The sequence below is a fragment of the Sphingobacteriales bacterium genome (assembly GCA_016699615.1).
In the GTDB taxonomy this organism is placed as follows: domain Bacteria; phylum Bacteroidota; class Bacteroidia; order Chitinophagales; family JADIYW01; genus JADJSS01.
In genome coordinates this window covers 1020044-1044677 of sequence record CP064984.1, presented here as the reverse complement: position 1 = coordinate 1044677, position 24634 = coordinate 1020044, and the positions used below count along the sequence as shown (strand labels likewise).

The 24634-nt window shown below is 30.8% G+C and carries 21 protein-coding genes and 2 pseudogenes; 10 read left to right on the top strand and 13 right to left on the bottom strand.

What is annotated here, in order from left to right; translation table 11 throughout:
* Nucleotides 1-9: 9 nt before the first annotated feature.
* The 8 genes and pseudogenes from IPK18_04960 to IPK18_04925 all read left to right on the top strand — a co-directional run bounded on the left by IPK18_04960 (nt 10) and on the right by IPK18_04925 (nt 8803).
* Entirely contained in the window at nt 10-1272 is a 1263-nt protein-coding gene (locus IPK18_04960) for a right-handed parallel beta-helix repeat-containing protein (GenBank protein QQR98867.1), read from the top strand.
* A 7-nt stretch (nt 1273-1279) separates the two neighbouring features.
* A complete protein-coding gene (locus IPK18_04955) occupies nt 1280-2353 on the top strand; it encodes a hypothetical protein (protein QQR98866.1) in 1074 nt (357 codons plus the stop codon).
* Between the two features lie 77 nt (nt 2354-2430).
* Nucleotides 2431-2955, top strand: coding sequence for a hypothetical protein (locus IPK18_04950; protein ID QQR98865.1), 525 nt, complete (start codon nt 2431-2433; stop codon nt 2953-2955).
* Nucleotides 2956-2961: 6 nt separating this feature from the next.
* Nucleotides 2962-3993 (top strand): type 2 isopentenyl-diphosphate Delta-isomerase, encoded by a 1032-nt coding sequence (locus IPK18_04945; protein QQR98864.1) that lies wholly within the window; start codon nt 2962-2964, stop codon nt 3991-3993.
* A 6-nt stretch (nt 3994-3999) separates the two neighbouring features.
* Nucleotides 4000-5317, top strand: a pseudogene (locus IPK18_04940) (hydroxymethylglutaryl-CoA reductase, degradative).
* 15 nt (nt 5318-5332) lie between these two features.
* Nucleotides 5333-5974 (top strand): methyltransferase domain-containing protein, encoded by a 642-nt coding sequence (locus IPK18_04935; GenBank protein ID QQR98863.1) that lies wholly within the window; start codon nt 5333-5335, stop codon nt 5972-5974.
* Between the two features lie 70 nt (nt 5975-6044).
* Entirely contained in the window at nt 6045-7184 is a 1140-nt protein-coding gene (locus IPK18_04930; GenBank protein QQR98862.1) for an arginase family protein, read from the top strand.
* A 50-nt stretch (nt 7185-7234) separates the two neighbouring features.
* Complete coding sequence (locus IPK18_04925) at nt 7235-8803, top strand: GMC family oxidoreductase (GenBank protein ID QQR98861.1); 1569 nt, start codon at nt 7235-7237, stop codon at nt 8801-8803.
* Nucleotide 8804: 1 nt separating this feature from the next.
* Here IPK18_04925 and murI read toward each other — a convergent pair whose 3' ends face one another.
* The 13 genes and pseudogenes from murI to IPK18_04860 form a co-directional block, all read right to left on the bottom strand.
* Complete coding sequence (gene murI, locus IPK18_04920) at nt 8805-9614, bottom strand: glutamate racemase (protein ID QQR98860.1); 810 nt, start codon at nt 9612-9614, stop codon at nt 8805-8807.
* 8 nt (nt 9615-9622) lie between these two features.
* Nucleotides 9623-10174, bottom strand: coding sequence for an OmpH family outer membrane protein (locus IPK18_04915; protein QQR98859.1), 552 nt, complete (start codon nt 10172-10174; stop codon nt 9623-9625).
* Nucleotides 10175-10233: 59 nt separating this feature from the next.
* Nucleotides 10234-10746, bottom strand: a complete 513-nt coding sequence (locus IPK18_04910; protein QQR98858.1) for an OmpH family outer membrane protein — start codon at nt 10744-10746, stop codon at nt 10234-10236.
* Between the two features lie 50 nt (nt 10747-10796).
* Nucleotides 10797-13565: a BamA/TamA family outer membrane protein gene (locus IPK18_04905; GenBank protein ID QQR98857.1), complete on the bottom strand. Its 2769-nt coding sequence runs from the start codon at nt 13563-13565 to the stop codon at nt 10797-10799.
* Nucleotides 13507-14277 carry an isoprenyl transferase gene (locus IPK18_04900; GenBank protein ID QQR98856.1) on the bottom strand — a complete coding sequence of 257 codons (771 nt, stop codon included), beginning with the start codon at nt 14275-14277 and terminating at the stop codon, nt 13507-13509. Before IPK18_04900 ends, IPK18_04905 begins: the two co-directional genes overlap by 59 nt.
* 1 nt (nt 14278) lies before the next feature.
* A complete protein-coding gene (locus IPK18_04895) occupies nt 14279-15133 on the bottom strand; it encodes an outer membrane beta-barrel protein (protein QQR98855.1) in 855 nt (284 codons plus the stop codon).
* Between the two features lie 120 nt (nt 15134-15253).
* Nucleotides 15254-16129, bottom strand: a complete 876-nt coding sequence (locus IPK18_04890) for an NAD kinase (GenBank protein ID QQR98854.1) — start codon at nt 16127-16129, stop codon at nt 15254-15256.
* 4 nt (nt 16130-16133) lie between these two features.
* Nucleotides 16134-16811: a BamA/TamA family outer membrane protein gene (locus tag IPK18_04885; protein ID QQR99296.1), complete on the bottom strand. Its 678-nt coding sequence runs from the start codon at nt 16809-16811 to the stop codon at nt 16134-16136.
* Nucleotides 16747-17556 (bottom strand): hypothetical protein, encoded by an 810-nt coding sequence (locus tag IPK18_04880; protein QQR98853.1) that lies wholly within the window; start codon nt 17554-17556, stop codon nt 16747-16749. Before IPK18_04880 ends, IPK18_04885 begins: the two co-directional genes overlap by 65 nt.
* A 46-nt stretch (nt 17557-17602) precedes the next feature.
* Nucleotides 17603-18062, bottom strand: a pseudogene (locus IPK18_04875) (transcriptional repressor).
* A 110-nt stretch (nt 18063-18172) separates the two neighbouring features.
* On the bottom strand, nt 18173-19981 hold the full coding sequence (typA, locus tag IPK18_04870; GenBank protein ID QQR98852.1) for a translational GTPase TypA: 1809 nt from the start codon (nt 19979-19981) through the stop codon (nt 18173-18175).
* Between the two features lie 129 nt (nt 19982-20110).
* Nucleotides 20111-21007: an LD-carboxypeptidase gene (locus IPK18_04865; GenBank protein QQR98851.1), complete on the bottom strand. Its 897-nt coding sequence runs from the start codon at nt 21005-21007 to the stop codon at nt 20111-20113.
* Nucleotides 21004-21498, bottom strand: coding sequence for a dihydrofolate reductase (locus IPK18_04860; GenBank protein ID QQR98850.1), 495 nt, complete (start codon nt 21496-21498; stop codon nt 21004-21006). The genes IPK18_04865 and IPK18_04860 overlap by 4 nt, the downstream gene beginning before the upstream one ends.
* A 145-nt stretch (nt 21499-21643) precedes the next feature.
* Between IPK18_04860 and IPK18_04855 the strand changes: the two genes are divergently transcribed.
* Both IPK18_04855 and IPK18_04850 read left to right on the top strand, forming a co-directional pair.
* Entirely contained in the window at nt 21644-23740 is a 2097-nt protein-coding gene (locus IPK18_04855) for a hypothetical protein (GenBank protein ID QQR98849.1), read from the top strand.
* Nucleotides 23740-24618, top strand: coding sequence for a hypothetical protein (locus IPK18_04850; GenBank protein QQR98848.1), 879 nt, complete (start codon nt 23740-23742; stop codon nt 24616-24618). Before IPK18_04855 ends, IPK18_04850 begins: the two co-directional genes overlap by 1 nt.
* Nucleotides 24619-24634 lie beyond the last annotated feature (16 nt).

Here is a 24634-nt window from a genome sequence, read left to right as displayed (position 1 = left end):
ATTAGTCAAATGAAAGTAGTTCAAAAATTCAGCTTATTATTATTAACTATCGTAATGTTAGCATCGTGCAAAAGCGGAAAAAAAGATGCAGATACAAGTGGATTTAAAGTAGACGAAGCATTTCAGAAAAAACTTCAAGAAGAGTTCATCTTAGTTGAAGATGGTGGCACAATAGAAATTCCAGCAGGAAAATATCTTTTCACTAAATCAATTTCTTTAGAAGGAAAAAATAATATTACAATAAAAGGTGCTGGCATAGACAAAACAATACTTTCATTTTTTGGGCAAACAGAAGGCGCAGAAGGTATCAATGTTACAAATTGCAAAGGCATTACCATAGAAGGTTTCTCTATTCAAGATGCAAAAGGCGATAATCTAAAACTAAAAGGTTGCTCAGATGTTGTTATTAGAAATATGAACTCTACTTGGACAACTGGTGCTGATACAGCAAATGGAAATTATGGCTATTATCCAGTTGAATGCGAAAATGTACTTTTAGAAAAATGCGAAGTATCTTATTGTGCAGATGCTGGTGTTTATGTTGGTCAATCAAAAAATGTAATTGTAAGAAACTGTTACGCACATCACAACGTGGCAGGAATTGAAATAGAAAATTGCATCAATTCAGATGTTTATGATAATTTATCAGAGAATAACGCAGGTGGAATTTTAATTTTCGATTTGCCAAAGTTATTTCAAGCTCATGGAAGAAATGCAAGAGTATTTAACAACAAATGCATCAATAACAATTTCAAGAATTTTGGAAAACCAGGCATGATTGTTTCAAGCATTCCATCAGGAAGCGGAATGATAATCATGGCTACAGACAGTGTAGATGTTTATGACAATATTATCACAGATAATAAAACAGTAGGTATTGCAATTGTAAGTTATTTTATGACAGGCAAAGAATTGAATGACACAACTTATGGACCATATTGTTACTCTATTAGTATACATAATAACAATATTACACGCAAAGGAACACTTATTCCAGATTTAAAATCTGATTTAGGAAAACTAATGGTAGCTACAGCAAAATCTCCAGTAGATATTGTGTATGATGGCTCGTCAGATAAAAGAGTACGTGATGCAAAAGGCAACCTACCAGCAGATAAAAAAATATGTATCAAAGATAATGGTGATATCAAATTCATGAACCTGAATGCTTGGAAAGCTGAAGGTGTAACAGATTTAATTAAAACTTATGATAATGATATTTCCAAATTCGATTGTGCAATTAGTGGAATATTAGGAAGCAACTCAAAATAAAATAAAGATGAAAAAGTACATTGCATTAACTATAGTATTGTTCACGTTATCTTTAGTACTATACCAATGCAAAACCAATAGCAATAAACAAGTTACTGTAGACATCAATGCCAAACCATTTGAAAAATTATCTCAGTATAATTTCTTCAAAGGTAAGATGAGTGATTTATTACCTAATGATGGTGTATTGCCATATGACTTAATCACGCCATTGTTCACAGATTATGCCGAGAAAGCAAGATTTGTATGGATGCCAAAAGGCACAGCAGCAAAATACAATAAAGATGAATCACTTGATTTTCCTGATGGTACAGTATTAATCAAAAATTTCTATTATCATCATGATTATACAAACTTAGACAAAGGCAAAAGAATTATAGAAACAAGATTATTAATTAAGACTAAAGATAAGTGGGAAACCTTGCCTTATGTTTGGAATGAAGAGCAAACAGAAGCAACATTGGAAGTGATAGGCGGAAATTATAAAATAGCTTATGTTGATGCTGAAAAAAATAAACATGAAATTAATTACTCAGTACCAAATAAAAATCAATGTAAAAACTGCCACAACCTAAAGAATATTGCAGTACCAATTGGACCAAAAGTAAGATACTTAAACCATGATTTTAAATACGCCGATGGTTCAAAAAATCAATTAGATAAGTGGACAGAATTTGGATATCTAACAGGATATAACAAAGAAGAAAATATTCAGAATAAAATAGCAAAATGGGATGATGTACACAGTGGCACAGTAGAAGAAAGAGCCAAAGGATACTTAGAAATAAATTGTGCGCATTGCCATAGAGCAGAAGGCAGCGCAAACACAAGCGGTTTGTTGCTCTTATTATCAGAAAAAAATCCAGAAAGTTGGGGCGTAATGAAAAGTCCAGTAGCAGCAGGAAAAGGAAGTGGTGACAGAATGTACGATATTGTTCCAGGCAAACCAGAAGAATCAATACTTACATATAGAATGGAAAGTACAGACTTAGAAGCCATGATGCCAGAATTAGGAAGAAGCACTGTACACACAGAAGGCGTTGCACTTATAAAAGAGTGGATTGCCAGCATGAAACAATAAAATACATTTAATATCGTTTAGAATTATTTACAAAAATCAAACACCAAACTGCTTGAAGATTTGATTATATTTGTACCATGAAAAAATGTGCAAATATTTATTTCCTATTTACTATTCTATTGATCACAGCTTGCAAATACAGCGAAAAACCTAAAGTATTTCAAAACGATAATATTAGCATAGAATATCCATCATACCTAAAAAAAGATAAAGACGTATTTCCGGTTCAAAATTTAATACTTGGACTAAAAAATGATTATAGAGATGTGTTTTTTATACTTTGTGATTATGGCAAAAAACCAGGAATAAATGGATTTAACATCATGGCAGATTCATTAGTCAATCAATTGAAAAATGGAATTAGAGAACCACAGGTAGAAAAAGATACAACATTCAATATAAATCAATTTAAAACTAGAGAAGTACACATTTCTGGTATCATTGCATCTACAAATCAAGAAAAAAGAATGTATTTTGTATTTAATTTATTTGAAGGGAAAGATGAACATCTATATCAAACAGCTGGTTGGTGTTTCAGACACAAAAGAGACCTTTGGCAAAAAGATATACAAGGTATTGCCTATTCATTAAAACAGAAATAAATATTTTTGGAACAACAAACAAACATACAAGACAGTAATGCAAGCAATAGAAAGCAAGACCATATTCAGCTGGCTTTCCAAGCACAAGTATCTACACAGCAAATAGATGATAGATTTTACTACGAGCCATTGTTAGCTGCGCATCCAAATAAAAACCTAACTAGTAAAAGATTTCTCAACAAAACAATACAAACGCCAATCTGGGTTTCTAGTATGACTGGTGGCACTGAGAAAGCATATCAAATCAATCATAATTTAGCACAAGCTTGCGCACATTTCAAAATGGGCATGAGCTTAGGTTCTTGTCGTTCTTTGTTAGATAGCAATGATAGATTACCAGATTTTGATTTAAGAAAAATATTAGGCGATGATGTTCCTTTTTATGCAAATTTAGGTATTGCACAGATAGAGATTTTATTAGATCAAAACAACGTACATAAAATAACTGAACTAATAGATAAATTACAAGCAGATGGTTTAATAGTACATATCAATCCATTGCAAGAATGGCTACAACCAGAAGGCGATAAAATTAAATATCCACCAATTGATACATTAAAAAGACTAATAGATGTACTAAAAACAAATATTATTGTAAAAGAAGTTGGACAAGGATTTGGAAAACGAAGTCTAAAAGAATTATTAGAATTACCAATTCAAGCTATTGAGTTTGCAGCACATGGTGGTACAAATTTCTCAAAATTAGAGCTGCTAAGAAACCAAACAGAAAAACAAAGTTTATACGATTCAATTGCAAATATTGGGCATAGTGCAACAGAAATGGTAAGTTTTATTAACGATATTCTTAAAGAAAATAATGGAACTTTGCAACAAGACAAAGAATTTATTATTTCTGGTGGAATAAAAAATTTCTTAGATGGTTATTATCTAATGAGCAAACTACATGCAAATAGTATATATGGTCAAGCATCTACATTATTAAAATATGCTGAACAAAGTTATGATGCATTGCACCAATATTTAGATGCACAGATTGAAGGTTTAAAATTAGCACAGGCATTTTTAAAAGCAAAATAATAATATATGAAAAACATAGAAGGATATTCTAAGTTAAGCAAAAGTCAGAAAATAGATTGGTTGGTTGCAGACTATCTGAATAATGATGAACAAGCCAAAGAAACACTACTATCATTTTGGCACAAAGATTTGGCAACACAAAAAAAGTTAGACGAATTTTCTGAAAACACCATAACAAACTATTTCTTTCCATTTTCAGTAGCACCCAATTTTTTAATAAATGATAAATGGTATTGTTTGCCAATGGCAATAGAAGAAAGTTCTGTTGTTGCAGCAAAGAATGTCGAAAAGCGGAAAATTTTGGAGCGAACGTGGTGGTTTTAAAACAGAAGTATTAGGAACAACAAAAATAGGTCAAGTACATTTTCAATTTGGTGGCGATGGTACAAAACTAAAAAAACAATTTCCAAATATAAAACAACAATTAATAGATGCCGCACACTACATCACATTCAACATGGAGCAACGTGGTGGTGGCATTACAGATATTGAGTTGATAGATATGACACACCATGAACCAAATTATTATCAACTCAAAGCATCATTTAATACATGCGATTCAATGGGTGCAAATTTCATCAATACATGTTTAGAAGAATTTGCATCACAAATGAAAAGTATAGCGCAAGAACAAGCATTAGGCAATATAAATATTATAATGTCTATTGTCTCAAACTATACACCAAATTGTATTGTAAGAGCAACAGTATCTTGTAAGGTAGAAGAACTTGGAAACTTTGGAAGTATTACAGCACAAGAGTTTGCTGAAAAATTTAGATTGGCAGTAAAAATTGCAGAAGTAGATCCGCACAGGGCAACTACACACAACAAAGGAATTTACAATGGCGTTGATGCTTTAATCATTGCAACAGGAAATGATTTTAGAGCTGTTGAAGCTTGCGGACACACTTACGCAGCAAAAGATGGCAGCTATGGTTCTTTAACACACTGTTCCATAGAAAATGATATATTCAAATTTTGGATAGATTTGCCATTGGCTGTTGGTACAGTTGGTGGGCTAACGCAACTGCACCCAATTGTAAAAATTGCTTTACAAATTCTTGGCAATCCAAATGCTGAAGAGTTAATGCAATTTTGTGCAGTTGCAGGCTTAGCACAAAATTTTGCAGCATTACGTGCTTTAACTACAGTAGGTATTCAACAAGGACACATGAAAATGCATTTATTGAACATTCTAAATCACTATCATGCAACTGATGAAGAGAAAAAATATGCATTAGAATATTTTAAAGATAAAATTGTATCATTTACTACAGTACGTGTAATGCTAGAACAAATCAGAAATGCAGAAACTATCAAATAAGTATTAAAGTACAGAATGGTAAGTAATCTAAAATGGAAAGTAGCACAACAACTAGAAATTAAATGGTGGCAACGCTATTTAAAACATAAAAATGTAGATGAATACCTAAGCTGGAAAAAAAAATATTGGATAGACTTTTTGCAACATATTCCTGATTTACCCAAATTAGAACAACTACAAGTATTAGACGCAGGTTGTGGACCAGCAGGCATTTTTATGGTATTAGATAAAAATAAAGTAGATGCCGTAGATCCATTAATCAATCAATATCAAGCATTGCCACATTTCGATGTAAGCAATTACACACACACACAATTTATTTCCAAAAGCATCGAAGAAATTGATGTAATTGAAAAGTATGATGTTATTTTTTGTCTAAATGCTATCAACCATGTAGCAGACATACAACTAGCCTATCATAAATTAGCAAACGCATTAAAAAAAGGTGGACAAATATATGTTTCTGTAGATGCACATAGATTTGCAATACTCAAAAAAATATTTCAAATATTGCCTGGAGATGCTTTGCATCCACACCAATATGACTTGCAAGAATATGAAGCTTTTCTAAAATCTGAGCACTTAAATGTATTTTCTAGTATTTTAATAAAAAAAGAACCTATCTTCGATTATTATCTGTGCATAGCCAAAAAGTAATCCACACAAGTTGAGTTTATTTTTCATTATAAAGTCTTGCATTAACTAACTTAACACACAAAATAACAATATGTTTTTTGATTTCGTCCAGCCTATTCCAAAAGAATTATACCATGATTTGCTTCTGCAAAATCAACAATTAGATAGTAATGTTGCATTCTATAAATTGAATACCGAAGACATAGAAACTTATGATATTGCACTACTAGGAATAGAAGATTTTAGAGGATATGTAGAAAATAAAGGAACAGAACTAGCACCAAATGTTATTAGAAAAAAACTATATAGCTACGCACCATTTTTCGAACAAACAAAAATAGTAGACTTAGGTAATATCAAAGCAGGAACTACATATCAAGATACTTTGGTAGCAGTTGCAGAAACAATAAAAGATGCTTTTAAAAATAATTTGAAAATAATTATTCTTGGTGGAGATATTTCATTCACACTAGCACAATATCAAGCATATCAGATTTTTGAAAATGAAATACAACTCACACAAATTAGCTCAAATATAGATATAGAAGACAACCAAGAAGACAATTATAAAAGATATATTTATGATATACTAAAAACAGATTATCTAAAAAGATATAATTTAGTTGGATATCAATCTTACTTTATAAAGAAAAGCATACAAGAAATAATCCATAATTATCAATTTGATGCATTAAGAGTAGGCAAAATAAGGCAAAATATATTTGAAGCAGAACCATTAATTAGAGAAGCAGATTTAGTAAGTTTTGATATTAATGCAATCAGATATTCAGATGCACCTGCACAAAAAGCACCATCACCAAATGGACTATTTGGAGATGAAGCATGCATGCTAGCACGTTTTGCAGGCATGAGTGATATGCTAAACTCAATTGGGTTTTATAATTTCAATCCAAATGAAGATATAAAAGGCATTACGGCACATCAAGTTGCGCAAATGGTATGGTATTTTATTGAAGGTGTAAAACTAAGAAAACAAGATTATCCAATTACAAGCGAAGATAATTTCTATCATTATACAACTAGTATAGATAGTGAGTATTTTACTTTCTTAAAAAGCAAAAAAACAGAAAGATGGTGGATGAAAATTCCTGTAAAAAGAAACGAAAGCACTATATATCATCTTATTCCATGTACGTACGAAGATTACAATACAGCCAGAAACGGAGAAATTCCTGAACCATGGATGAGAAACGTACTTAGATTGTCTTAATAAATTACAAACATTAATTTAATTATAAATTTATTTTCCTAAATTAGTATATGGAAAATGTAGAATATGATTATGTAATTATAGGTAGTGGATTTGGTGGTTCAGTATCAGCGCTTCGGCTTTCAGAAAAAGGCTATAAAGTATTAGTCATAGAGAAAGGAAAATGGTTTAACAAACCAGAAGATTTTGCTAAAACAAACTGGAATTTGCGCAAATGGATGTGGATGCCAAAACTTGGATTGCAAGGCTTATTTAAGCTTACATTCTATCGTCATGTTGCAATTGTAAGTGGTGTTGGCGTTGGTGGTGGTTCTTTAGTATATGCCAATACATTGCCTATACCAAAATCAGAATTTTATAATTCTGGACACTGGAATGGCTTAGAAAACTGGGAAGAAGACTTAAAACCATTTTATCAAACTGCATTAAAAATGTTGGGTGCTGAAAGAAATCCATTCATGAGCAAAAGCGACAAAGTAATGCAGCAATTAGCAACAAATATAGGACGACCAGATGCTTTTGACAAAACCAATGTTGCTGTTTATTTTGGCAAGAAAGATATAACTGTGCCAGATCCATATTTTGATGGAAAAGGACCAAGCAGAACAGGTTGCAATCTATGTGGTGGTTGTATGATTGGTTGTAGATTTAATGCAAAAAATACCTTGGACAAAAATTATTTATATCTAGCACAACAACTAGGTGCAAAAATTTTAGCAGAAAAAATAGTCTATGATGTTGTTCCATTATCTAATGATGGAAGTGCAGGTTATGAAATTAAATTCAAAGATTCTTTATCCTATTTTGCAAAAAAATATAGTGTAAAAACTAAAGGTGTAATTTTTTCTGGTGGCGTATTAGGTACAGTAGATTTATTATTAAAATTAAAAGACACATCATTGCCAAACCTATCAGATACAGTAGGCTCTGGAATTAGAACTAACTCTGAAAGCTTAATAGGTGTTACAACTTTTGATAAAAATATTTCATTCTCAGAAGGCATAGCTATTGGTTCTATCATTCACATTGATGAACATAGACATATAGAACCTGTAAAATATTCAGAAGGATCAGGATTTTGGCGCATATTTATGGCGCCAATGGTTACTGGCAAAAATATTGTGGTAAGGTTATTTAATATGATTAAAGATTTTATACTAAACCCAATTAATAATTTAAAAGCATTTTTTGTGGATGATTGGAGTAAACGCACACAAATATTATTATATATGGAAAGTATAGATTCTACTTTGCGTTTTAAAAGAAATATGTTTGGTGGCATGAAAACAAATATGGATAATGGACCAGCACCAACAGCATTCAATCCAAAAGCACAAGAACTTGCACACGAAGTAGAAAAAATTGTAGATGGAAAAGCAATGGTAATGAGTTCTGAAACATTGTTTGGCATTCCAACTACAGCACATATTTTAGGTGGTGCATGTATGGGAAAAGATGCACAATCTGGAGTAATTGATAAAGAAAACAAAGTGTTTAATTATCAGAATATGATGGTTTGTGATGGTGCTATGATTTCAGCAAATCCTGGTGTAAATCCAAGTTTGAGTATTACAGCAATTACAGAACGTGCCATGAGTAAAATTCCAAATAAAGGGTAGTCTATAACTTTATTGCTTTTAGTTCTATTTTCTTACCGAAGAAAAGGTTAGTTGTTTTGGCAAAAGTATCTGAATAATCTGATACATAGAAACTATGTTTTGCTGCAGTGTCTGCAACATTCAATAAACCATTTTCTATCATAAATTGTTTTACATACTTACCTACAATTTCATTAGTAGCAAGCACCTCCACATTTTTATTATGTTTATTGTAATAATGTTCTATTTCTTTTTTTATCAATGGGTAGTGCGTACAGCCTAAAATTAAAGTATCTATGTCTTGTAAATTTGCATGTTGTAAATATTCTTCAATAACCAAATCACTAATTTGTCCATGTACAAAACCAGATTCAATCATTGGAGCAAGCAATGGTGTAGCAAGTTGATGCACTTTTATACTACTATCTTGCAAATGTATTTTTTGTTGATAGATATTTGATTTAATAGTTCCTTGTGTACCAATTACACCAACTTTTTTATATTTTTTCTGAATGATATAATGTACAACTGGGTCTATCACATTGATAATTTGTACATGCTCTGGTGTAGATTTGGTTAGTAAATCATACGCAACAGAAGAAGCTGTGTTGCATGCAATCACAATTATTTTTGCATGTTTATCAACTAAAAAATTGCCTATTTTCTTAGCATAAGATTTTATGGCATCAGCAGATTTATCACCATAAGGCAAGTGTGCTGTATCACCAAAATAAACAATATGCTCGTTTGGCAATTGTTTTAAAATAGCATTGGCGACCGTTAGGCCGCCAATACCTGAATCAAATATTCCGATAGGATAATTAAAATCCATTCTATAAATTATTTTGGAGCAGTAGTAGTTTTAGGTGCAGTAGTTTTAGGTGCTTGGATGTTTAATTGTTTTTTTACTAATTCAATAATATCATCACCTTCAACAGCATATAATAAAGCTTGTGCACTTGTATCAAAAATGTAAGTATATCCATTTGCTTTTGCTACAGTTTTTATTGCATCATTTGCTTTCTTAAGAATTGGATCATATGCTTTTTGTCTTTTTGTTTCTACTTTTTCTTCTGCAGAACTTTGAAAATCATTAATTCTTTTTTCTAAGTCTTGAAGCTCAATAAGTACAACTTCTTCTTGTTCTGGTGTTAGCAATCCTTTTTGTTTTTTAGTTGCTGCATCGTTTGCTTTTGTATCATATTCTTTATACATCTTTTCCATTAAAGTTTGTAATTCAAAAGCATATTTTTGTAAAGATGAGTCTGCTACTTGTGTTTCTGGCATTAATGAGATAAGCTCTAAGGAATTCATGTAGCCAAACTTATTTTGAGCTAATGATGTGCTTGATAAGGCAATTAAAAACGCTAATACTGTGATAATTTTTTTCATTTTTTTGTATTGATTTGATTAATTAATTTATTTAATGATGGTATAATTATTTATTTTTATTATAATCCTAGTTTTTTTAATACTTCTTCACTTACATCATATTTTGGATTGGTGTACAACATAGTTGCGCCACCAGATGCTTTGTCGAAAATAAAATCGTAAGCGCGTTGTTCTGCAATTTTTTGTACAGCATCAAATACTTTGTCTTGCACAGGCTGAACTAGTTCTTGTCTTTTAGTGAACAAATCGCCACTATATCCGAAACGTTTTTTTTGTAATTCTTGAATTTCATCTTCAGCTTTGATGATTTCATCTTCTCTTTGTTTTTTCAAATCTGCAGATAGCAAAAATTCTTCAGCTTGGTATTTTGTGTACATCTTTTTTAGCTGTTCAGACTTGTTGTCTATTTCTTTTTGCCATTGCGCAGCTTGCTCATCTAAGGTAGCTTGTGCTTTTTTATATTCTGGCATTTTATCTAAAATATACTTAGTATCTACATAAGCAAACCTTTGAGCAAATGCACCACAAATAGAAATTGCAAATACTGCGATGATTAAAGTTACTTTTTTCATTTTATCTTTTTTAAATTTGAATTATATATTCCAATATTCGTACCAAACTTTTATTCTGGCTCAAAACCTAGGATGAATGTAATGTTTCCATTTTTGCCAATATAGTCAAAAAATCCAGATGTTGAATTGAATGAACTACCGTTTGCATTATCAAATCTTACACCATAATCGATACCAATTAAACCAAACATTGGAAGAATTGCTCTGATACCAACACCTACACTCTTTTTAAGTTTAAATGGATTATAGTCTTTTATAGATTGATAAGTATTTGCTGCTTCTGCAAATAACACACCATATACTGTTGCTGTTGGATTTAATGAGAATGGATATCTTAATTCTAACAAGAATTTATTAAATATTGGGTCGCCACCTTCGTTAGAATATGGACCTTCGTAACCTCTTTGTGCTAAGATTGTAGTACCAAATAAGGTAACGTTGTTTGGTATACCATTTCCACCTAATTGGAAACGCTCAAATGGTGTAACACCAATATTTTTATTGTATGCACCTAAGTATCCAAATTTCGCAGCTAGTTTAAGTACTAATGGCTTTGTTGGGCTTTTAGAAATTGGTGTGTACCATTCCATGTTTATTCTCCATTTATGATATTCTAACCATTTGAATTTTTGTGCATCTGTTTGTTCGCTATAGTCTACATCTTTTCCTCTGAACAATGAATAAGGTGGCGTAAACTGTACAGACATAGATACATTTGAACCAGAAGTTGGGAATGTTGGATTATTCACTGAATTTCTAGAAAGTGCAAGCTTAAAGTTTAAGTTGTTGAACTTACCATCAGTAAGTGGATTCCCATTTACATAATATCTACCACCAAAATTATTTAATGAATATCCATAGTAATCTGCTGATGCTTGGAATATGAAATAATCATCTGGTTTTTTTAACCTTGTACCAATTGATACAGACAAACCATTTGTTATTTGATTTCCTAATACTTGTTTATTTAAAACCTCTTGTAATCTTGAACGAAATGCTGCGAATGTAAATGCATTTGGTTTTTTGCCACCTAACCAAGGCTCCGTAAATGAGAAATTATAGTTTTGATATCTCTTTCCATTTGTTTCTACTCTAAGTGCAAATTGTTGTCCATCACCAGTTGGCAATGGCGACCATGTGCCTTTTCTAAACATATTTCTCAGTGAGAAATTGTTGAATCTAAGTCCTAAAGTACCAATTAATCCTCCACTTTGTCCGCCCCAACCAGCAGAAAGCTCAATTTGGTCAGCAGATTTTTCTTTTATGGTATATTTTATATCTACAGTTCCATCAGATGGATTTGGGATAGGTACTACTTGAGTTTCTTGTGGATCAATGAAGCCTAAGTTGGCTAATTCTCTTTGAGAACGAATTAGATTGCTTCTACTAAATTTATCGCCTGGTATAGTTCTTAATTCTCTTCTTATTACATGCTCATTTGTTTTATCATTTCCTTCGATGATAATGTTTTTTATTGTTGCCTGAGCGCCTTCATATACTCTAAGTTCGATATCAATAGTGTCGTTATTTCTTACAGCAACTTCAACTGGATTTATATTAAAGAATAGATAGCCATCATCATAATATAATGAGCTGATATCGCCATTTTCCATATCGCCATTTATTCTTTTTTGTAGTTGCTCTAGATTATAGATATCTCCTTTTTTGATACCTAATTGTTTGTGAAGCACTTCATCACTATACTTAGAATTGCCTTTGAAAGTAATATCTCCAAAATAATATTTATGTCCTTCTTCTATTTTGATGTTTATATCTACTGTTCCTAGCTTGTTATTAATTACAGTATCTGAGATTATTTTAGCATCTCTGTAGCCTAATGTATTATAATAGTTGATAAGGTTTATTTTGTCTTCTTCATATTTGGCTTCATTATATTTATTTCCTTTGAAAGTAATTCTAAATCTATCTGCTAAGAAATCCTTTACTGAAGCAAAGTTTAGGTTGCTAAGTGTATATAGTGTGTTTTTTATTTTTTGCTTTTTAGAATATTGTGGATTAGCATCATACCCAAGATCTATTTTTGTACTTTCTTTGGTGTTCTTCATTATTTTTCTAATCTTGGCTACTTCTACATTTTCTCTTCCATCAATATGTACTGAGTTGATCGTTACTTTTGGGCCTTTGTCAATATTTACAATGACTGAATTACTATTAATTAATCCAGAATCTTTAGATTCTACAACATCAACAATTGGATATAGATAAGATTTTTCTTCGTAAAAATCTGCAACAATACTTTTGATATTTGCTTTTAATGCTTCTGTGATTGGTTTTGCTCTTAGTGCGTCCAATTTTTTGGCAATGTCTTCTTTTTCGCCTTTTTTAATACCTAGAATTGTAATTGTGTTTAGTCTTGGTTTTTCTTCTACAACTATGTCTAAGTATATTTTATCACCAACTATTTTTGATGCTTGAACTTGGATATCACCAAAAAGTCCTTGCTTCCATAAGCTTTTTATTGCTTTTGATATATCATCGCCTGGAACTGTAATTGTACTCCCAACTTTTAGTCCACTCAAAGATCTAATGATATTTTTATCTAAATAAGTTGTGCCAATTATTTCTACTGCTTCGATAGTAAAAGTCTGTGGTTTCTTATAATCAAGTATAAAAACATTATCAGAAGTTTTTGTTGGCTCTGTTTCTTGTGCAAAAGTATTGTTAAAACTCAGAATGGTAGTAAGAATTAAACAGAAGATATAATATGATTTTTTATTCATTGATGCTTTGTATGTAATGTTATTTGCTAATTTGTTCACTAGTTTTTCCAAATCTTCTTTCTCTATTTTGATATTCATAAATACTTTTGTAAATATCATCTTTTGTAAAATCTGGCCACAATGTTGGTGTAAAGTAAAGTTCTGTATATGCTATTTGCCACAATAAGAAATTGCTTATTCTATGCTCGCCACTTGTTCTAATAAGTAGTTCTGGATCAGGAATATTGTGCGTATATAATTGATTGCTAATGTATGCTTGGTCTATATCTTCGATATTTATGTTGTTGTCTTTAACACTTTGAGCTATATTTTTTACTGCTGTTGTAATTTCTTCTCTTGCACCATAGCTTAATGCAAGTGTTAATGTCATTCTATCATTGTTTTTTGTAGCTTCTATACTTTCTTTAAGTGCCTTTTGGCTACTCTCTGGCAAAAATTGTATATTTCCAATTGAATTTAACCTGATATTGTTTTTTTGCAATGTTTTTATTTCTTTTCTAATTGTAAGAAATAATAATTCCATTAGTGCTGAAACTTCTGTTTGTGGTCTATTCCAATTTTCTGTAGAGAATGCATATAGTGTAAGATATTTTACGCCTATTTCTGCACATGCTTCTGTTGTGTCTCTTACTGCTTTTACACCATTTTTATGTCCAAATACTCTATGTTTGCCTTGTTGTTTTGCCCATCTACCATTACCATCCATGATGATTGCAATATGCTGTGGCAATGCTTCTGTATTAATTAATGATTTATAATCTGTCAGTATATCTTCTTTGCTACTTATCATCTTAAAATACTTTTGGGCATTTAGTTTCAAAAATAGTATAGGTTAATGTAACACCAACAAAAAGAAATCTATCTTTTTCGCTACTTGTACCTCTTTGTTTATTTGTAATTCCTGTTTTAGTGCCTACTTCTGTAGATCTATCGTAAAGTAATTCACCAAGATTAACACCATTTCCATAATAATTTATTTCATTTATGTCTGGATAAACACCACTTACATCATCTATAAAATCTGTGAATGCATATCTTGAGCTTACCTCAAAATTGAGTGCCCAATTTTGGTTTAATGCGTATTTGATGCCCATGCCAAATGGAATTGCAAATGCATAACTGTTGTACCCTTTTGTTCTACTTTGAATATTTGCAGATTTTTGTCCTTCTGTGCCAACATATTCTAATCTATATTTATTACCATTCAGTTTTGTAGTTGGATTGTAGTAGAATAAGCTTGCACCACCAAAGATATATGGTGTCCAGTTTTTAGTTTTTCTTTCTCCAGAAGTAGAATAGGCAAAGAAGTTGATTTCATAGGTAGCACCAACTTCAATTATCTGTGAGCTAAAGCTTAGATTTCTATGCAATAGGTAAGGATATCTTTTTTGATAACTATCTTTTGCTTGTAAGAATGCATAATTTACGCCAGTTCTAACAGACATTCTATTATTAAAATTATACCTAAAAAATGCACCCATAGCGCTTCTGGCATTTTTAAACGACATATTTGGATTTAAATCACCTAAAAAGACAGCAGTTCCTGCCCAAACGCCAAATTCTTTTTCTTGTGCTACAGCATTAGTATGGTAGCTACACAAAATGATGGATAGCAGTAGATATAATATTTTTATGCTTTTCTTCAAAGAGAAAAAATTCAGGTAGCAAATATAAGATTTTCAATCGAATATTCATGCGAAAATGCTTATTATCTTATGTTTTAGGATAAATTAACACGCATTAAGAGTTGATTTTTATTATTATGGTTACGAATTTCTAGAGTCTTCGCCCCAGCGTAGTTTTCCTCTTAATGTTTTTAAATATGAGCTCTCTGGTAGTCGAATTAAATTGAATGTGAATGGTGCTTTTTTTACTGCTATTTGATAGCTATTATCTAATGTAATAAATCTTGAATCTAAAGAAGATAAAAATGTGCTTGAACGACTTTCTACCTCAAATGAAAGTACAGTATCATCTGGAATAATGAGTGGTCTTGCATTCAAATTGTGTGGCGCAACTGGTGTAATGACAAAAGAACTAGTTGTAGGAAAAATAATTGGGCCACCACAACTTAGTGAGTACGCTGTTGAGCCTGTTGGTGTTGCAATAATTAAGCCATCTGCCCAAAATGAGTTTAGAAATTCTCCATTTAGATACACATGGATGACAATCATCGATGCAGAATCTTTTTTGTGTATGGTAAATTCGTTTAACCCAAAATTTATTTCTCCAAATGTGGCTTTATTGCTATCTACAAATATTAAATTTCTTTTCTCTATGGTGTAGTTATTTTGCACTATTGCTTGAACTAATGCATCAATTTCTTCTTTGTGTATGTCTGCCAAAAAACCCAATCTTCCCATATTGATGCCTGCAACTGGAATATTGGTATCTCTTACAAAATGAAGCGTGTCTAAGATTGTTCCATCGCCACCAATAGCAATAATTAAATCTAGTTTTTTTATTTCTGTTTGTTGTTGAAATGTTTGTAGTGCTTGTATTGTCTTTGAGCTTGTTATTTGGTCTTTATAATCTTTGTGTATAAGAATATTGAACTTGTTTTTCTCTAATTTATTAACTAGATATTTCAGATAACCTAGGTGTTCTGGTTTGAATATCCTACTATAGATTCCAATATTCATAATATTATAGTGCTTGTTGAAAGTGTAAATATAACCTATTTTCTAATTTCCTGTTGAAACTGTATTCCACTCTAAACACAGAATTATTGAAAGTAACAACATCAATACCTGCACCAAACCCAAATATCCACTTATTTTTCAAGCTATTTTTATCTACGAATTGTTTGTCCCAGACATAGCCAGCATCAAAATAGGTCTTTATGATTAAGTTGATTGGTAAGTATGAAATAGATTTATTGATGATTGGTTTTGATTGTATTTTCTTAAACTTATTCAGTCTAAAATCTAAGGCTTTAAATCTTTGCTCAGTTTTAAATAATAGATAATGTTGCCCGTTGAGCACATAAAGCTCATATCCACGTACTAAATTTTCTTTATAACCAAGTGATTTTATATCTTGAATATTGTAAGGTTGTCTGCTAGGAAAGGATAATAATAGTTTGCCAAAATTTGCTAATGAGAATCGTTTGTGCTTTTTCCATTGGAAATAACTGCTCATTCTAAAGTAAGTTGAAGTTAACCGTACATCTTTCATTAAGCCTAGCCCAAAGTTATCAACTCCAAGTTGCAACAGCCAACCATTCGTTGGATAAGCACGTACATCACGATGGTCACTTTCAAATAAGTATCCAATTTTTATATAGTTTTGATGACTTTTTTTGATTGATGTAATAATCTGGATTTGCGCTTATTACAGAGTCTGATACGGAAGAATAGCTGTAAGTAGTTTTTAGGTAATGGTTTGTATATATATTTGGTCTATACAAGAATGTGGTAGATACTTGGAAATGATTGTAGTGAAAGTTTTTATTCAAATCTATAAAGCTCAACTTGTCATCTATTGTATTTACTGGAATTCTACGACTTCTATTGTATGAAAAATAACCACCAAAACCTATGGTTCTTTTTTTATTTAATGTTGGATTTAGATAACCAATTTCAAACATTTGTGTTAGTCCAAAACTTGTAGCAAAACTCAATACATCATTCCTACCACTAACATTCGCCCAATTAAATCTGATGCCATACTGTATTCTTGAAAAATCATGATTGTATTGCCTCCACCATTCGTTGACGTTTCTATCTGCAAGTTTTATAATTGGCACTGGAATTAATGTCCATTTTTCTTTGATTTTAATGTGTAAATCTAAGGAATCATTTTCCCAGTGTGTAATGTTGAAATTTACATCATTAAATATTCTAAGATTATAAACATTCAGCCTATTTATCAAAATCAAAGAATCAAGTTGGGTAGCTTTTATTTTTTGATTTTCTTTTATCGTCATTTCACGATAGATGATATAATCTTTTGTTTTTTTATTGTCTTCAATAGATATTTTACGTATTGTAATGCTGTCGTTACCTATTGTTGGTTTTAACATCAACAATGAGATAATTAGAATTACATAATTACAAATCCTATTCAATTTACAAGATTTACGCTTAATAAATACTAACGTAGATGTGGTAATATTATTTTTTAAGATTAGCACAGTTTTTTTTCTGACAACTTCCGTACAAAGTTAATGAGTGATTGCTTATTTTTTTGTTGGAATAGTTCGCTTGCTGTCTGTTTTATTTGTTGCAACCTTGGGTCACAAAATTCAAATACTTCGCCACATTCCACACAAATTAGATGGTCGTGTTGTCTGCTTCCATATGCACGTTCATATACTGCATGATTACTGCCAAACTGATGTTTTGTAACCAACTCACTTGCTACTAATACTTCCAAAGTATTGTATACCGTAGCTCTACTTACGTTTATGTTTTTGTTTCTAATATTGATGTATAGTTGTTCAGCATCAAAATGACCATCATTTTCATAAATCATCTCGAGAATAGAAAATCGCTCAGGTGTTTTGCGCAATTGATTTTTCTCAATATAATTAGTCAATATATCTTTTGCTTCTTGTTGAATTTTGCTGAGCATATTGTACAAAAGTATAAAAAAACTATTAATCTAAAAAAGTATTCACTTTTTAATGCAAATATCTATAGAATATAGATTGTTGTAAACAATACCTAAATTCTAGACATTAACTACTTGCCACCTTTTCTTTTGCGTTCGCCTTCGTCTAAGTATATTTTTCTAATTCTAATAGATTTTGGCGTTAGTTCTACATATTCATCACCTTGTATATACTCTAATGCTTGTTCTAATGAGAATTTTACAGGTGGTGGTAGTTTCACTTTATCATCTGAGCCAGATGCACGTACGTTGGTTAATTTCTTTGTAATAGTACAGTTCACAACTAAATCATCTTGTCTAGAGTTTTCGCCAATTACCATACCTGTGTAAATATCTTCTCCTGGCTCAACAAAGAATCTTCCTCTGTCCTGCAATTTATCTAAAGAATATGCAATGGCTTCTCCTGTTTCTTTAGAAATCATAGAACCATTAATTCTACCTTGAATTTCGCCTTTATGTTTTTCGTATTTGATGAATCTGTGCGACATTACAGCTTGTCCTGATGTTGCAGTTATCATCTCTGTTCTCAAACCAATTAACCCACGTGATGGTATTTCAAATTCCATGATTGAGCGATTGCCTTTTAAAATCATGTTTTTCATATCGCCTTTACGTTTAGTAATCATTTCTATTGCTGTTCCTGCCAATGTTTCTGGCAAGTCTATATTTAATTCTTCAATAGGCTCACATTTTACGCCATCTATTTCTTTAAATAATACTTGTGGTTGTCCTACTTGTAGTTCGTAGCCTTCTCTTCTCATCGTTTCTATCAATACAGATAAGTGCAACACACCACGACCAAATACTAAAAATGAATCTGCAGTATCACCAGCTTGTACTCTAAGTGCTAAGTTTTTTTCTAGTTCTTTAGTTAATCTATCTTTTAAGTGTCTTGATGTTACAAATTTTCCTTCTTTTCCAAAGAATGGAGAATCATTAATTGTAAATAGCATGCTCATTGTTGGCTCATCAATAGAAATTGGTGGCATTGCCTCTGGATTTTCAGCATCAGCAATAGTGTCGCCAATATCAAAACCTTCAATACCTACAACCGCACAAATTTCTCCTGCTGGTACCTGCTCTACTTTTATTTTATTCATTCCTTCAAATAATAGTAGCTCTTTTATTCTCGATTTGATGACTTTGCCATCTCTTTTTATTAATGCAACTGGCATATTTGTTTTTAGAGTACCTCTAAATACTCTACCAATTGCTATTCTACCAACAAACGAAGAGTAATCTAAAGATGTAACTTGCATTTGTGGTGTTCCTACTTCTGTTTTTGGTGCAGGAATATTAGCAATAATACATTCTAATAAATCAATAACATTAGTTGTTGGTTTTTTATAGTCTGTGCTCATCCAGCCATTTTTTGCAGAACCATAGATAGTTGGAAAATCTAATTGGTCTTCTGTAGCATCTAACTGGAACATTAAGTCAAATACTTTTTCATGTACTTCTTCTGGTGTACAGTTTTCTTTGTCTACTTTATTGATAACAACAATTGGCTTTAACCCTAGTTGTAATGCTTTTTGCAATACGAAACGTGTTTGTGGCATTGGACCTTCAAAAGCATCTACTAATAAAAGTACTCCATCTGCCATTTTAAGTACACGCTCTACCTCACCACCAAAATCGGCGTGACCTGGAGTATCTATAATATTGATTTTGAAGTCTTTGTATTTTACAGCTGCATTTTTTGTAGTAATTGTAATGCCTCTTTCTCTTTCTAGTTCATTGTTATCTAAGATGAGTACGCCTGTGTTTTCGTGTTCTGCAAAAGTTTTACATTCCCACAGGATTTTATCTACTAGCGTTGTTTTTCCGTGGTCTACGTGCGCAATGATAGCAATGTTTCTTACGTTTAGATTTTGTGACATATTATATTGTTAATTAAATGCTTATTTACAAAAATGAATTTGCAAAATTTCTGCAAAGGTACGCACTTAATCTTGCAATATAGAATAAGAAAAGATTAAGAGAATGATTATTATGTAGTTAATTTCTTGTTATTGCCTAAAAATACAAGCATCTTTGTTGATAGATAGATAGGCATTTTTTCCAAATACAATGGCTCTATTATCTGAAATATGTCCTGCTGGAAAACCAAAACAGATAGGATAATCATATTTTGAGGTATGCTCATAAACAATTTCTTCGGCTGTTTTGCCAAATGGAATGACATTATCTTTCATTTCTGTCATGCCACCGATAATTAATGCTTTAAGATTTTGTAGCTTGTTGGCACGTTTCATTGCCATCATCATTCTATCAATATGATATAGATATTCGTCCAAGTCTTCTATAAAAAGTATTTGGTTTGTAGTAGATAGAATTGTTTTTGTACCTAAAATACTGTAAAGTATTGATAGATTTCCGCCTATTACTTCGCCTTCTACTGTTCCTGTTTTATTTAGTGGATGTGCTGCAAAATCATATTCTAAAGTTTTGCCAAAGAGTGCATCTTTTAGACTTTCTAAGGAATGTGTCGTATTGTTTTCAAACGTTATGGGCATTGGTGCATGTATGGTTTCTACGCCAATATTGCAATTTAGTATGTTGTGTACGTATGTAAAATCTGAGAAGCCAATAAGCCATTTTGGTTGTTGCATGTAGACATTAAAATTCAAATCATCTATAATGCGAACTGTGCCGTAGCCACCACGTGCTGCAAATACGGCTTTGATTGTTTTGTCGTTGAGCATTTGTTGGAAATCAGCCAGACGCTCTTCATCTGTGCCACCAAATTGATGATAGATTTTGTTGATTGTATTGCCTAATACTACTTCCAAACCCCAAGACTGAAGAATTTGAACTGCTTTTTCAATTTCATGTGGTTCTACTTTGCGTGCCGTGCATGTGATGCCTACCTTGTCGCCTACTTGCAAATATTTTGGTCTTATCATATTTTATTTCTTTCTAAGATGATGAAACTTGAGTCGTACTCATTCTTTTCATCTTTATTAAAATTTGTTTCTTCTACAACCTTCCAATCGTCCATAGTATAATTAAAGAAAGCATCGCCATCGATAGTTGTTTTTACCAGAGTCAAGTAAATTTTATCTGCTAAGTGTACTGATTGTTTGTAGATTTCTGCACCACCAATTATAAATACTTCTGTTTCTTTGAGTATGGCTGCACGCTCAATGGCTGTAGTAAGCGAGCCACAAATTATAGTACTTGGATAGGCAATTTTTTTATTTCTACTGATGACAATATTGGTTCTGTTGGGTAATGCTTTGCCGATAGACTCGAAAGTTTTTCTACCCATAATGATGCAATGATTGGTGGTTAGCTGCTTAAATCTTTTAAGATCGTCAGATAGTTTCCAAAGTAATTGATTGTCTTTGCCAATGACACCATTTTCAGCTACTGCAACGATTAAGGAAACGAGCATAATAAAAGTTTTTCCAAAGATAATTATTATATTATCTCTAGCAAATCTGATAAACTACTCAATAAGTTGATAGGCTTGTGGCTTTATTTGAAAATATTTTGTGTTAAGATAAAAATCATTGTCTTCATCTATATATATTTGTACAATGCCTAAAAAACAACATTATATACTTGCTTTCATTGTAGCAATATGTATTACAGGTATTTTTCTAATCTTACACAAGGAAATATTCTTTCCGATGGGTCAAAATATTGTTGATAGTTCTGGTGATGGTTTAAAGAATTTATACACTTTTGGATATTACTTAAATTATGATTCTGGTATAAGATTCACAGGTTTAAATTATCCTTTTGGAGAACATATTACATATATGGATGCACAACCATTGTATGTATGGATAATTTGGTTAATTGAAAAAGTAATTCCACATTCATATGTTAATCCTATATTGTGTATACATGTAATTATAATAGTAAATATATTTGTTGGATCGTTTTTTATTTTTTTAATACTAATAAAATTTGGTGTTGAAGTTTTCTTTTCAATAATTGGAACAATCATAATTATTTTATTATCACCTCAGTTGTATAGATTTGGTGACCATTTTGCATTGGCTTCTATTGGCGTTATTCCATTGTTTTGGTGGTATTATATTAATCTTAAGAATAGAATTTTGGTTTTTGTTATTGCATTAAGTCTTATTGGATATATTCATCCTTATCTTCTAATTATGCTCAATATGCTTTTCATATCTTATGAATTATTTTATATATTCATCAATAAGAAAGTGAATTATAAGAATCTTTTAATTCCACTTTCTATAGTAATCTATATAGTGTCATTAAAGTTATTAGATACTATTAAAGATAGGCCAAACTTAGCATGGGGTGCAAAAGCATTTTCAGCAAAACCTCAAGAGCTATTATTGCCATTAAATGGATTTGTAAAAGAGTTTTTAAATAATATAGGTTTAAATTTACCAACCACTTATACAGAAGGACATGCTTATGTTACAATATTTGGATTGTTTATAATAGTATATGCATTATACATTATTATTAAAAGAAAATTTGTCATTCCAAAAATTAAAATAAACTCACCAGAACATTGGTTGATTGCATCATTGCCAATATTGATGTTTGCATTTTATATCCCATTTAGATGGAATGAAGCTCTATTTGAACCTATAAATATATTTAAACAATTTAGAGGAACTGGTAGGTTTGTTGCTGTCTTTTATTATGTATATCTTATTTATACATTTTATGCTTTTAATATTCTATATAAAAAGTATAAACGAATGCTTACTATATTATTAATACTATTTCTACCAATAACTGCATATGATATATACAATGCATCACAATATAATTTATCGAGATATCATATGTTTGGAAGAGAAAATGCATTAGATGTATACAAATCTTTTACAGATGATATAACCAAAAATATTCCTAATATAAAAAAATATGAATGTATTATAGTTTATCCACCATCTACTGAAGGTACTGAGAAGATTTGGATTGATAATGATTGGAATGCTAAGATATACTCTTTTTGGTTTTCATATATTACTGGATTACCAATGGCAAATGTACACTCATCAAGAGTATCATTTAAACAAGCAATGGATATCTTCCAATTATCTGGTTTTTATAATATTGAAAAGAACATTGTACATAAATTTGACAAACAAAAAGCATCTTTAGTGATGCTACAAAATGAAAGACTTAATGATAATATTCCACTTATAAAGATGGCATCTTTCATAGATTCATCAAATGGAATGAGTTTATTAGCTATACAACCACACAATTTGAAAAATAAGGATATTTTGAATTTGAATAATAATTGGGTGGATACAAATTCATATAAGTTGATTGGTGAGAATAATTTTTCTAAGTCCAAGAGTGGTATATCAAAAATAAAAAAAGATACAGACGTATTAAGAATCAAATTTCTTGATGAAAAAAATAAAAAAATCAGAGTATTATTTTGGTATAAACCAAATAATGATAATAAAATATCTGTGCCAATATGTTCTATATATAATGTTGATAATGGGGAGAAAAGATTTATAAAAGATTGGAGAGAGTGTCATACAAATACTTATAATTTTGAGAAAGATTTTCTTTGTGTAGATTATGAATTGGAAATTAATAATGTAAGAGATATATTAATTACGATGAGCGGAAGTGATATTATAATTGATAAAATATTAGTTTATAAAAAACATTTATAATGTTGAAGAAAGAATCATTATCAATTATAGTAATGCAATCTATCCTAGTATACATTTCATTCTATAAATTTTTTGAATCTCCCAATTTGTTTCTCTTTGATAATTGGTACGATGGTCTAAAAAATTATTTTACTTGGTATGGTTATATTTCATACAATTCCTCAGATAGTTTTTTCAACTATAACTTAATGAATTATCCTTATGGTGAATTTGTCTTTTTTACAGACAATAGCCCTTTGTTTGCAATATTTGTGAAGCTAATTAAATCAAATTTTGTTCTTAATAATGCTACAGCAATCCATAATTTGTTTTTCATCTTAGCAATTATTCTATCATCTTTTTTGTTGTATAAAATATTGCAAGTTATAATTAAGAATAGTTTGTTAAGAGTAGTAACTTCTATTTGTTTGCCATGGATTCTACCTCAGTTTTTTAGAATAGATAATCATTTTAATTTATCTATGTCAGTATTCTTCTTTTGGAATTTATTATCATTAATAAGAATATACTCATTTAAATCTAATAAAAACAAATATTTGTGGTTTGTTTCTTTGTTCTTGTCAATATTTATTAGCTCATTTTTTCATTTGTACTACACTCTTATTTTTGGTATATTCTCAATTAGTTTCAATCTATTTGTCTTGTTAATTGAACGTAACAAGCAATCTTTTAAGATGACGTCAGTAAGTATGTTTGTGACAATATCTTCAATCATAGTTGTATATATTATTTTATATTTAATTGATGATTATTCATCTCTTAGACTTGAAAAAGCAAATGGATATGATTGGCTAAGTTGGAAACTAAGAATTGAGAATTTATTTATGAGAAATGAATGGTTTGTAGTTCCATTCTTATTCAATTATGAAAAAACTTAGGGATAGAAACCTATGC

Bases quoted from the DNA above. Each gene is read 5' to 3' on its own strand.
- IPK18_04915 (QQR98859.1), bottom strand. From the start codon at position 10,174: ATGAAAAAAATTATCACAGTATTAGCGTTTTTAATTGCCTTATCAAGC.
- IPK18_04855 (QQR98849.1), top strand. From the start codon at position 21,644: ATGCCTAAAAAACAACATTATATACTTGCTTTCATTGTAGCAATATGT.
- IPK18_04930 (QQR98862.1), top strand. From the start codon at position 6,045: ATGTTTTTTGATTTCGTCCAGCCTATTCCAAAAGAATTATACCATGAT.
- IPK18_04950 (QQR98865.1), top strand. From the start codon at position 2,431: ATGAAAAAATGTGCAAATATTTATTTCCTATTTACTATTCTATTGATC.
- IPK18_04860 (QQR98850.1), bottom strand. From the start codon at position 21,498: ATGCTCGTTTCCTTAATCGTTGCAGTAGCTGAAAATGGTGTCATTGGC.
- IPK18_04960 (QQR98867.1), top strand. From the start codon at position 10: ATGAAAGTAGTTCAAAAATTCAGCTTATTATTATTAACTATCGTAATG.
- IPK18_04865 (QQR98851.1), bottom strand. From the start codon at position 21,007: ATGATAAGACCAAAATATTTGCAAGTAGGCGACAAGGTAGGCATCACA.
- IPK18_04890 (QQR98854.1), bottom strand. From the start codon at position 16,129: ATGAATATTGGAATCTATAGTAGGATATTCAAACCAGAACACCTAGGT.
- murI (QQR98860.1), bottom strand. From the start codon at position 9,614: ATGGATTTTAATTATCCTATCGGAATATTTGATTCAGGTATTGGCGGC.
- typA (QQR98852.1), bottom strand. From the start codon at position 19,981: ATGTCACAAAATCTAAACGTAAGAAACATTGCTATCATTGCGCACGTA.
- IPK18_04925 (QQR98861.1), top strand. From the start codon at position 7,235: ATGGAAAATGTAGAATATGATTATGTAATTATAGGTAGTGGATTTGGT.
- IPK18_04955 (QQR98866.1), top strand. From the start codon at position 1,280: ATGAAAAAGTACATTGCATTAACTATAGTATTGTTCACGTTATCTTTA.
- IPK18_04935 (QQR98863.1), top strand. From the start codon at position 5,333: ATGGTAAGTAATCTAAAATGGAAAGTAGCACAACAACTAGAAATTAAA.
- IPK18_04850 (QQR98848.1), top strand. From the start codon at position 23,740: ATGTTGAAGAAAGAATCATTATCAATTATAGTAATGCAATCTATCCTA.
- IPK18_04910 (QQR98858.1), bottom strand. From the start codon at position 10,746: ATGAAAAAAGTAACTTTAATCATCGCAGTATTTGCAATTTCTATTTGT.
- IPK18_04900 (QQR98856.1), bottom strand. From the start codon at position 14,277: ATGATAAGTAGCAAAGAAGATATACTGACAGATTATAAATCATTAATT.
- IPK18_04905 (QQR98857.1), bottom strand. From the start codon at position 13,565: ATGAATATCAAAATAGAGAAAGAAGATTTGGAAAAACTAGTGAACAAA.